Genomic DNA, 10,336 nt, shown 5'->3' with positions numbered 1-10,336 from the left:
GTGCAGGGGCGGCGGGCGCGGGCGGGGCGGCCGGCGGCGGGGCCGCCGCCGTTACCGGTGCAGGCGCCTGCGCGGCCTGGTCCAGGCGCGAGGTCAGGTAGCCCATGCCCACCAGCAGGCCCAGCGTCAGCGAGCCCAGCGCGGCGATCGAGATGCGCCGCACCGCCTCGCGGCGTGCCTCGTGCTTGACCCGGGTTTCCACGTCGCCGGGCAGGTAGGGCTGCAGCATCGGCCACAACAGGCTGCCGTCCAGCACTTCCACGCTCTGCTTGTCGGCGGTCGAACGGCCATCGCGCTCGACCATCCCTTCGGTGATGAGGATGCCACCGCGGGCACCGGCCAGGCGCGCGGCGGCGCCCAGCTCGTTCACCGCCGCCCGGCCGATCCGGTAGGCGCGGCCATGCTTGCACGACACCAGGAACCGCTGGTGCTGGGCGTCCTGCATCAGGAAGTCGCTGCTGGGCTCACGGCTGTCGTCGGCCTCGCCGGTCACGTCCTCCAGGCCGCGCTGCTCGTGCAGGGCGCGCCGGACGATTTCGGAGAAGTCCCGCCAGTGCATGCCGGCCAAGGCGTTGAGTCCCAACCGGGTCTCCTTTCGGCGGCGTTTCACCAGCCAGAAGTAGGCAGCGGCGAGGGACCAGACAACGAGGGCCAGCAGGAGAGCCAGAATCCAGGAGAACATGGGACCTAGAGATGAACACGGAGGTGCGGACGACAGTTTATATGCGCCCGCCCCTGTCTGCGGGATGTCGTTTTGAGATCGCGCCCACAAAAAACCCGCCAATCCTTAGCCGTGAGGGGAGGGAACAAACGGCGCAGAAGCAATTGGCGGGTCGGTTTCGATTGTCAACAAAGTCGTGCTGCTTTGCAACAATCACAGTACGGGGCAGTGTGGTCGGCGCTCAGGGGTCCGAACCGGGCGACTGGTGGGTGCCCGGACGTGGGTCGGCATTGGGAGAGGCGTTGCGGGCCTCGGCACGGTTGAGCCGGGCGGTGAGGGCATCGATCCGCACATTCAGCGCGGCCACGTCCTCGGCCGTGGGGATATGCAGGCGCTTGAGCACGCCCTGGACCCGGTCGTCGAAGGCCTTCTCCACCTTGTCCCAGGTGCCGGCGGCCTTTTCACGCGCCTCGCCGAGGTGCTCTTCCACGTTGTCGCGCCAGCGCGGCGTATCGCCGGCCTGCTCGCGGTTGCGTGCGTCGACGGTTTCGCCTTCCTTGACCAGGTCATCGAAGACGCGGGTGCCTTCTGCCTGGGCGCGTGCGAACACGCCCAGCCCGGCCAGCCAGATCTGCTTGGCCGAACCGGTCAGCTGGCGCGAGAAGCGCTCGGCCTGGTCCTGCAGCGAGGGCTTTTCATCGGGGCTGCGGTCATCGTAGTCGTCGTGTGTGTTCATGGGGCGATCCTGTGAGTGGCCACCCGCCGATCCTACCCAGCGCTGCGATTGTGCGGCGTGATGGCGCGGCCGTGCCGCGCCGGTGGTTCAGCCGAGCTTTTCCTGCAGCACGCGCTGGATCTCGCCTTCGACCATGCCCTTCATCATCGACACCGGGAAACCCAGTTCGGCGGCCACATGCACCTGGCCGGGCAGCAGCTCGATCAAGCCCTTGACCCCGGAGCCGTTGAACTTCAATGCATTGCCCACCCAGCTGGTTTCCAGCGAGAACTTGTCGGTGAGCTTTGCCGCCATCGCTTCGATCGCTTCGCGGGCCGCCTCGGGGGACAGTGCGTGGGCGTGGTGGATATCGATGCTGGACATGCGGGCTCCTGGCGGGCGGTAGCGGGGAATGGGCGTGCATTGTGCACACTTCTATCCTCCCGCACACGCAACCTGCTAGGCTGCGCCGCGTGCAGAACCTGCTTGTTCACTTCACTCATCGCCAACACCCCGACCAGCCGTTGCGGCCGGGGGTACAGCGCATCGTGCGCCACGCCTCGGGCAGCGTCCGCCTCGGCGGTGATGCCGCCGGCACCCTGCTGCTTGCCCAGTTCTGCCTGGACGACCGCGGCCTGTGGCTGCAGGTGGCCACCGGCATGCGCGGCATCCACGTCAATGGTCGCCCGGTGCGGCGCATGGCGCTGCTGCGGCCCGGCGACGCGGTCTACGCCGACGGCGTGGAAATGCTGATCCAGGGCGAGTGCGAAGCCCTCAACCATGCCCCCTCGCGCAGCGATGACGGCGCGGAAGACCAGCGTCTGCTGCGCGGCGTCGGCGGGCAGCACCACGGCCGCAGTTTCACCCTCGACCGCCCGCGGGTGATCGGGCGCGGGGCCGAATCGGACATCGTCATCGACGACCCCGCGTTCGCCGAACAGCACGCACGCCTGGAACGCCACGGCGACCGCCTGCTGCTGCGGGACCTGGGCGCGGGCGAATCGACCCGGGTCAACGGCGTCAGCGTCAGGCACTGCTGGCTGCAGCCCGGCGACCAGCTGGTCTTCGATGCCCAGCATCGGTTCGTGCTGGAAGTGCCGCACGACGGCCGCAAGCGGGTAGTCAGCGATGAGGAGGACGAACTGCTCGACCTGCCATCGCCGGTGGAAGCCCAGGCCAAGCCGAAGCGCGTGAGCCGCTGGCCGTGGCTGCTCGGCAGCGCGCTGCTGCTGGCCGGCCTGATCAGCCTGCTGCTGTGGTTCGGCGCGCGTTGAACGCGTCGCCCGACCAACGGTCGGGCACTACCCCGTGTCGCAGGATCGCCGGTAGCACACGACCGTTGGTCGTGTGGCGGCGCCGATAGATTCAATCGCAACCAATTTCGCCTTGTCCTGCAAGGCCTAAAGGCTGGTGCGCTGCGGCATACTAGGGGTCTTGCCCCATAGGTGTGACATGACGCGCGCGTTCAATTTCAGTGCCGGCCCTGCAACCCTGCCGGAATCGGTCCTGCGCCAGGCGCAGGAAGAGATGTTGGAATGGAACGGCGCTGGCGCCTCCATTGTCGAAATGAGCCACCGCGGCCCGGAGTTCATGGCCGTTGCCGCCCAGGCCGAAGCCGACCTGCGCCGCCTGCTCGGCGTGCCGGACGATTACGCGGTGATGTTCCTGGCCGGCGGGGCGACCACCCAGCAGGCCCTGCTCGCGTTGAACTTCGCCGCCCCCGGGCAGACCGTGGATTACGTGCTTACCGGGCATTGGGGCAAGACCGCGATCAAGCAGGTCAGTCCCTACGTGCGGGTCAACGTGGCCGCCAGCAGCGAAGCCGGTGGTTTCCATGACATCCCGCCGCGCAGCCAGTGGCAGCTGTCCGACGATGCCGCCTACGTGCACATCACCGCCAACGAAACCATCCATGGCGTCGAGTTCCGCAACACCCCGGACGTCGGCAGCGCGCCGCTGTTCGCCGATTTCAGCTCGTCCATCGCCAGCGAACCGCTGGATGTCTCGCGCTATGGCCTGATCTACGCCGGTGCACAGAAGAACCTGGGCCCGGTCGGTGTGTCGGTGGTGATCGTGCGCCGCGACCTGCTCGAGCGCAGCGGCCAGCCGCGCGCGGACATCTTCGACTACCGCTCGCACGTCGCCCGCGATTCCATGCTCAACACGCCGCCCACCTGGAACTGGTACCTGGCCGGGCTGGTGTTCCAGTGGATGCTGGCCGAGGGCGGGGTGGAGGAATTCGCACGCCGCAACGCGGTCAAGTCGACGCTGATCTACGGCGCCATCGATGCCTCCGGCGGCTTCTACCGCAACGAGGTCGTGCCTGCCGCGCGTTCACGCATGAACATTCCGTTCTTCCTGCCCGACGAAACCCTTACCGCCCGTTTCGTGAGCGAGTCGAAGGCCGCCGGACTGCTGGCGCTGAAGGGCCACAAGGCCGTCGGCGGCATCCGCGCCTCGCTGTACAACGCACTGCCGGTGGAAGGCGCGCAGGCGCTGGCCGCCTTCATGCGCGATTTCCAGCAGCGCAACGGTTGACGTTCCCGAATCAGTAACTGGATACCCTGATGGCCACCAAACCCGCCAAGCCCAAGGCACCCGCCGCCAAGCCCACCAAAGCCAAGGCCGACGCCGTACCTGCCGTCGCCGCCCCGGTGCTGTCGGACGTGCGCGCCAAGATCGACCACATCGACCGCAGCATCCAGGCGCTGATCGCCGAGCGCGCCCAGTTCGCCCACCAGGTCGGCAAGGCCAAGGGCAAGCTTGCCGCAGCCGTGGATTACTACCGCCCCGAACGCGAAGCCCAGGTGCTGCGCATGGTGGTGGACCGCAACGAAGGCCCGCTCAGCGATGAAGTGCTGGTGCATGTGTTCCGCGAAATCATGTCGGCCTGCCTGGCCCAGCAGGAGCCGCTGAAGATCGGTTACCTCGGTCCGGAAGGTACCTTCAGCCAGCAGGCCGTGCTCAAGCACTTCGGCCGCTCGGCGCTGGGCCTGCCGCTGGCCAGCATTGAAGAAGTGTTCCAGGAAGTGGAAGCGGGCAATGCCGATTTCGGCGTGGTGCCGGTGGAAAACTCGGGGCAGGGCACCATCCAGATCACCCTGGACATGTTCCTCACCTCCAACCTGAAGATCTGCGGCGAAGTCGAACTGCGCGTGCAGCAGTACCTGATGTCGCGCAGCGGCCGGCTGGAAGATGTCGAGCGCGTGTACGGCCACCCGCAGTCGTTCATGCAGACCTCCTCGTGGCTGCGCGCCAACCTGCCCAAGGCCGAAAAGGTGCCGGTGTCGAGCAACGCCGAAGGCGCGCGCCGCGCACGCAATGCCGATGACGCCGCCGCCATCGGTGGCGAAAGTGCAGGGCACGTGTACGGCCTGAAGAAGGTCGTGACCAAGCCGATCCAGAACGACGCCGACAACACCACCCGCTTCCTGGTGGTGGGCCGCCAGTTCTTCCCGACCTCCGGCCACGACCGCACCTCGGTGCTGGTGTTCATCCACGACAAGCCCGGTGCGCTGTTCGACGTGCTCAGCCCGTTCGCGCGGCACGGCATCAGCATGAACCGCATCGAATCGCGCCCGTCGCACAACGCCAAGTGGGAGTACGGCTTCTTCATCGACCTGGCCGGCCACATCGACGATGCGGCCATGCAGGCCGCGTTGGCCGAACTCAAGGCGCACTCGGCGCAGATCAAGGTGCTTGGCTCCTATCCGGTGGCCGTGCCCTGAGTCCCCGGCGCCGCTGCCCCGCGCGCGGCGCCGCTTTCCGTCATTCCGCACCATCGCTGCCCTGGCGGGCGGCTTTCTACAGGATTCATCGATGACCGCTTCCGCTTCCTGGACCGCCCGCAAGGGCCAGCCCCTGCAGGGCAGCCTGACCATTCCCGGCGACAAGTCGGTCTCGCACCGTGCGGTGATGTTCGCTGCACTGGCCGATGGCGTTTCGCACATCGATGGCTTCCTGGAAGGCGAAGACACCCGCGCCACCGCCGCGATCTTCTCGCAGATGGGCGTGCGCATTGAAACCCCGTCGCCGTCGCAGCGCATCGTCCACGGCGTGGGCGTGGATGGCCTGCAGGCACCGGCCGGCCCGTTGGATTGCGGCAACGCGGGCACCGGCATGCGCCTGCTGGCCGGCCTGCTCGCCGCGCAGCCATTCGATTCGGTGATGGTGGGTGACGAATCGCTGTCGCGCCGTCCGATGCGCCGGGTGACCGGCCCGTTGGCGCAGATGGGCGCGAAGATCGACACCGAAGCCGACGGCACCCCGCCGCTGCGCGTGCACGGCGGCCAGCGGCTGCACGGCATCGACTTTGCCTCGCCGGTGGCCAGCGCGCAGGTCAAATCGGCCGTGCTGCTGGCCGGCCTGTATGCGCAGGGCGACACCGCCGTGACCGAACCGCACCCGACCCGTGACTACAGCGAGCGCATGCTGCGCGCGTTCGGCGTGGACATCGAGTTTTCGCCCGGCAAGGCCCGACTGCGCGGTGGCCAGCGCCTGCGCGCCACCGACATCGCGGTGCCGGCCGACTTCTCCTCGGCCGCGTTCTTCCTGGTGGCGGCCAGCATCATTCCCGGTTCGGCGCTCACCCTGCGCCAGGTCGGCCTCAACCCACGCCGCACCGGCCTGCTGGCCGCGCTGCGCCTGATGGGGGCCGACATCCGCGAAGAGAACCATGCAGAGCAGGGCGGGGAAGCCGTAGCCGACCTGGTGGTCCGCCATGCACCGCTGCACGGTGCCGAGATTCCCGAAGCGCTGGTGCCGGACATGATCGACGAGTTCCCGGCGCTGTTCGTCGCGGCGGCCGCCGCGCAGGGCAACACGGTGGTGCGTGGCGCCGCCGAACTGCGGGTCAAGGAATCCGACCGCCTCGCGGCCATGGCCACCGGCCTGCGCAGCCTCGGCGTGCAGGTGGATGAAACCGAAGACGGCGCAACCATCCACGGCGGCCATGAACTGGGCAGCGGCACCATCGAAAGCCACGGCGACCATCGCATTGCCATGGCCTTTGCCATCGCCGGCCAGCTCAGCAGCGGCGAAGTGCGCATCAACGACATCGCCAACGTCGCCACCTCGTTCCCCAACTTCGACGGCATCGCCCGCAACGCCGGCTTCAACCTGGCCTGATCAGCGCGTGTAGAGCCACGCCCTGCGTGGCTGCTCTGCGCGCAAAAAAAGGAGCCGACCAGATGGTCGGCTCCCGGCTCCCCCGCCGCTTTACAGATGCGGGTTACCGCTGCTCGGTACGGAAATCCACCGGCACGCGAACAACACTAGCTACGGCGCGGCCGTTGTGCATCGCGGGCTCGAACTTCCAGTCACGCACGGTGCTCAGCACCGCACGATCCAAGTCGCGGTCGCGACCACCGCTGCGCTGCACGATGTTGGCGTCGGTCACCTGGCCACGCGGATCCACGTTCAGGCTGGCAATAACGCTGCCTTCCACGCCACTACGCAGCGCGGTACGCGGATACACCGGCTTGGCGTTGCTGCTCAGCGGGCGCGCATCGCGATCACGGACGGCTGTCGGTGCGGAACGGCGCTGCGTGGTGGCAGGCGCAGCCTCACGGTTGGCCGGGGCGGGCATCGTTGCAACCGGGGTTTCGGTGGCCGGCAGCATGCGTTCGCCGATCGGCGCGCTGGCGCCCTCATCGGGATTGGCATAGCGCAACCACACCAGCGCGGCCGCGAACATCGCGACAATCAGCGCGATCCACAGCAGCGGGGAGGTACGACGACGGCCCGGCTCGTCAATGATGTCGCGCTGCTGCTGCGGCGACGTAGGCATCTCGCGTGCATGGGTAACACTCATGGCGGACTCCTGGTGTCGAGTTGACGATGCCAGTCTTGCCTGAGCCGGGTTGCAGGTGTGTCACTGATGCGTCAACGCCGTGACTGCATTCCCGTCGAGGTTCAGCATGGTGAGCCGAACCTTTACGCGGACCTCGCGCGCTGTTTACTGCGCTTTAAAGTCAAACGGCACTTCGATGCTGCCCGGCACCGCAACGCCGTTGCTCTGCGCCGGCTGGAAGCGCCAACGACGCACGGCATCGCTGGCGGCGCGGTCCAGGTCACGCGAACCGCTGCGCTGGATGATGGTGACGTTCATCGGGTAGCCGGTCGCGTCCACATCCACGCGCACCACCACGCTGCCTTCCACGCCATTGCGCAGGGCGGCAGGCGGGTAGGTCGGCGGCGGCGACTGGTCGGCAATCGGCTGCGGGCGGTCGCCGGCGGCCATCGCCACGGGGGCGGTCTCCGGCGCGGCAGCGGCCGGGGCGGCCGGCGCGGGCGGCGGAGCGGTTTCCACCAGCTGCGGCTTTTCGTCTTCCACCGGCAGCGGCTTGGCGTCGGGCATGTCGCTCGACCCGGCTGCGGCAGGAAGGGGTTCGGGCAGCGGCTCGACCTGGGCCACTTCCTGCGGGGTCTGCGCGGGGCCGGCCTTGTAGAAGTCGTTGTTGCGGTTGCCCAGCCACACCGCCAGGAACAGCAGCACGCCGACGCCAAAGGCGATCCCGGCGATCATGAGGCTGCGGCGGGGCAGCTGGAAGGTGATGTTCTTGCCAGACGAGGAACGGGAAGCGGACATGAGCCATACCATGATGAACCCCCCGATTCTGCCACGCCGGGAATGAACCGGGCGGCAGAAAAGCCGATTACAGGCGATAATCCCCCTCCAGACCTGACCCTACTGTCCAAACGCCATGCTCGATCCAGCCCTGCTCCGCCAACAGCCCGCCGAACTTGCCGAACGCCTGCGCTCCTCGCGCGGTTTCGAGCTGGACGTCTCTGGGCTGGAGTCGCTGGAAGCCGACCGCAAGCGCATCCAGATCCGCACCCAGGAGCTGCAGAGCCTGCGCAACAGCCGTTCCAAGGCCATCGGCCAGGCCAAGGCAAAGGGCGAAGACGTCTCGGCGATCATGGCCGAAGTGGCCGCCTTCGCCGACGAGCTGAAGGCCTCGGAAGTGACCCTGGACGAGCTGCGCGAGAAGATCGAAGCCATCGCGATGGGCATCCCCAACGTACCGGCCGACGAGGTTCCGTACGGCAAGGACGAATCGGAGAACGTCGAGCAGAAGCGCTGGGGCACCCCGCGCAGCTTCGATTTCCCGGTGCTGGACCATGTCGAACTGGGCGCCCGCAACCAGGGCCTGGACGGCGAAGCCGGTGCCAAGCTGTCCGGTTCGCGCTTCACCGTGCTGCGCGGCCCGGTCGCGCGCCTGCACCGCGCCCTGGCCCAGTTCATGCTCGACCTGCACACCGGCGAGCACGGGTATGAGGAAACCAACGTACCGGTGCTGGTGAACCCGGAATCGCTGCGCGGCACCAGCCAGCTGCCCAAGTTCGAAGACGACCTGTTCAAGACCGCCGTCGGTGAGTCCACCCGTTACCTGATCCCGACCTCGGAAGTGTCGCTGACGAATATTGTTCGCGATGAGATCATCGACGCCGAGCGCCTGCCGCTGAGCATGACCGCCCATTCGCTGTGCTTCCGCGCCGAAGCCGGCAGCGGCGGCCGCGACGTGCGCGGCATGATCCGCCAGCACCAGTTCGAGAAGGTCGAACTGGTCACCGTGTGCGCCCCGGCCGACAGTGAATCGGAGCACCAGCGCATGACCCGCTGCGCCGAAGTCGTGCTGGAAAAACTGGGCCTGCCGTATCGGAAGGTGCTGCTGTGCACCGGCGACATGGGCTTCTCGGCGGTGAAGACCTACGACCTTGAAGTGTGGCTGCCTTCGCAGGACACCTACCGCGAAATTTCGTCGTGCTCCAACTGCGGCGATTTCCAGGCACGCCGCATGCAGGCGCGCTGGCGCAACCCGGAAACCGGCAAGCCGGAACTGGTCCACACCCTCAACGGCTCGGGCGTGGCCGTGGGCCGCGCGATGATCGCGGTGATGGAGAACTACCAGAACGCCGATGGCAGCATTACCGTCCCGGACGCCTTGAAGCCCTACATGGGCGGACTCGAAAAGATCGCGTAACCAAAAGACCCGCCGAAAGGCGGGTTTTTTGTATGGCGTGGCTGCTTCAAATAAGAAACGGCCCCGCAATGCGGGGCCGCAGGGTGGGCCGGAAGGGGGAGGGGAACTCCGGCCCGGGCAGGGCGTCCGACGAGGACTCAACGCCTGCCCTGGAACACTCAGGCTTCGGCCAGCTCTTCAAACTCGGCTGCCGGCAGGCTGGCCAGCGCGGCGGCAATCGCCTCTTCGCGATGCGTCGGCGAATAGGCAATGCCTTCGGCACGCACGAATTCCACGTTGGTGATGCCCATGAAGGCGAACACCTGGCGCAGGAAGGGCTCCTGGAAGTCGGCCGGCGAATCGGTATAGATGCCGCCACGCGAGCTCGCAATGATCACGCGCTTGCCACCGGCCAGGCCCACCGGGCCATTCTCGGTGTACTTGAACGTGCGCCCGGCCACCGCCACGCGGTCGATCCAGGCCTTCAGGGTCGACGGAATGCTGAAGTTGTACATCGGCGCGCCGATCACAATCACGTCGGCCGCAAGGAACTGCTGCATCACGGCCTCGGCATCGGTCGCTTCAGCGGCGTCCACCTGGGCCAGCGAACCACTACTCAAATGGGGAATGGGATTACGATCGAGATCGCGGTAGGTTACATCGAGGTTCTCAACGGTCTCATTGAACCGTGCGACCACGGCTGCGGACAGCTGGCGGGAAACCGAGTTGTCGCCCAGCACGCTGGCATCAATGTGAAGAAGCTTCATGGCAATCACCTGTATCCGGGGAAGGGCGGTCAAGGCGCCGCCGACGGAAAGCAGGTTAGGTTGTTGCGTCGCTGGGATAAAGGTGGTTGAATACCACGTATTGTTCTATATCTGGAACTTCGGTATGCACGACCTCAACGACCTTTACTACTTTGCCATGGTGGTGGACCACGGCGGCTTCGCCGCCGCCGCACGCGCCGTGGGGCTCCCCAAATCCCGTCTGAGCCGC

At 67.1% G+C, this 10,336-nt stretch carries 12 protein-coding genes; 6 read left to right on the top strand and 6 right to left on the bottom strand.

The window, feature by feature from the left end; all coding sequences use genetic code 11:
• The 3 genes from QMX79_RS17945 to QMX79_RS17935 form a co-directional block, all read right to left on the bottom strand.
• On the bottom strand, window positions 1–682 hold a 682-nt coding region (locus QMX79_RS17945), incomplete at its 3' end, for a restriction endonuclease (protein WP_282247974.1).
• A gap of 220 nt (window positions 683–902) precedes the next feature.
• Entirely contained in the window at window positions 903–1,397 is a 495-nt protein-coding gene (locus tag QMX79_RS17940; RefSeq protein WP_282247973.1) for a phasin family protein, read from the bottom strand.
• An 87-nt stretch (window positions 1,398–1,484) separates the two neighbouring features.
• Entirely contained in the window at window positions 1,485–1,760 is a 276-nt protein-coding gene (locus tag QMX79_RS17935; protein WP_282247972.1) for a polyhydroxyalkanoic acid system family protein, read from the bottom strand.
• A gap of 89 nt (window positions 1,761–1,849) precedes the next feature.
• Between QMX79_RS17935 and QMX79_RS17930 the strand changes: the two genes are divergently transcribed.
• From QMX79_RS17930 to aroA, 4 genes are all read left to right on the top strand, one after another.
• Window positions 1,850–2,650: an FHA domain-containing protein gene (locus QMX79_RS17930; RefSeq protein WP_282247971.1), complete on the top strand. Its 801-nt coding sequence runs from the start codon at window positions 1,850–1,852 to the stop codon at window positions 2,648–2,650.
• A gap of 178 nt (window positions 2,651–2,828) precedes the next feature.
• Window positions 2,829–3,914 (top strand): phosphoserine transaminase, encoded by a 1,086-nt coding sequence (gene serC, locus QMX79_RS17925; protein WP_282247970.1) that lies wholly within the window; start codon window positions 2,829–2,831, stop codon window positions 3,912–3,914.
• Between the two features lie 29 nt (window positions 3,915–3,943).
• The gene (pheA, locus tag QMX79_RS17920) at window positions 3,944–5,104 is read left to right on the top strand and encodes a prephenate dehydratase (RefSeq protein ID WP_282247969.1); all 1,161 of its coding nucleotides are present in this window, start codon (window positions 3,944–3,946) and stop codon (window positions 5,102–5,104) included.
• Between the two features lie 91 nt (window positions 5,105–5,195).
• Entirely contained in the window at window positions 5,196–6,503 is a 1,308-nt protein-coding gene (aroA, locus tag QMX79_RS17915) for a 3-phosphoshikimate 1-carboxyvinyltransferase (RefSeq protein ID WP_282247967.1), read from the top strand.
• 103 nt (window positions 6,504–6,606) lie between these two features.
• Here aroA and QMX79_RS17910 read toward each other — a convergent pair whose 3' ends face one another.
• Both QMX79_RS17910 and QMX79_RS17905 read right to left on the bottom strand, forming a co-directional pair.
• Window positions 6,607–7,188 carry an energy transducer TonB gene (locus tag QMX79_RS17910; protein WP_282247966.1) on the bottom strand — a complete coding sequence of 194 codons (582 nt, stop codon included), beginning with the start codon at window positions 7,186–7,188 and terminating at the stop codon, window positions 6,607–6,609.
• A 144-nt stretch (window positions 7,189–7,332) separates the two neighbouring features.
• The gene (locus QMX79_RS17905; RefSeq protein WP_095362875.1) at window positions 7,333–7,965 is read right to left on the bottom strand and encodes an energy transducer TonB; all 633 of its coding nucleotides are present in this window, start codon (window positions 7,963–7,965) and stop codon (window positions 7,333–7,335) included.
• Window positions 7,966–8,080: 115 nt separating this feature from the next.
• On the opposite strand from QMX79_RS17905, the gene serS reads away from it, so the two are divergent.
• On the top strand, window positions 8,081–9,361 hold the full coding sequence (gene serS / locus QMX79_RS17900) for a serine--tRNA ligase (RefSeq protein ID WP_282247965.1): 1,281 nt from the start codon (window positions 8,081–8,083) through the stop codon (window positions 9,359–9,361).
• 158 nt (window positions 9,362–9,519) lie between these two features.
• Here the strand turns inward: serS and QMX79_RS17895 are convergent, their stop codons facing one another.
• Complete coding sequence (locus tag QMX79_RS17895; RefSeq protein ID WP_184126984.1) at window positions 9,520–10,107, bottom strand: NAD(P)H-dependent oxidoreductase; 588 nt, start codon at window positions 10,105–10,107, stop codon at window positions 9,520–9,522.
• A 124-nt stretch (window positions 10,108–10,231) separates the two neighbouring features.
• Here QMX79_RS17895 and QMX79_RS17890 point away from each other — a divergent pair.
• Window positions 10,232–10,336, top strand: a 105-nt coding sequence (locus tag QMX79_RS17890; protein WP_282247975.1) for a LysR family transcriptional regulator, incomplete at its 3' end; no start/stop codon positions are given.

Source organism: Stenotrophomonas sp. PS02300 (assembly GCF_029959395.1).
GTDB classification, from domain to species: domain Bacteria; phylum Pseudomonadota; class Gammaproteobacteria; order Xanthomonadales; family Xanthomonadaceae; genus Stenotrophomonas; species Stenotrophomonas maltophilia_AD.
The sequence above is the reverse complement of the archived record's forward strand: the minus strand, read 5'-3'. Positions and strand labels throughout refer to the sequence as shown.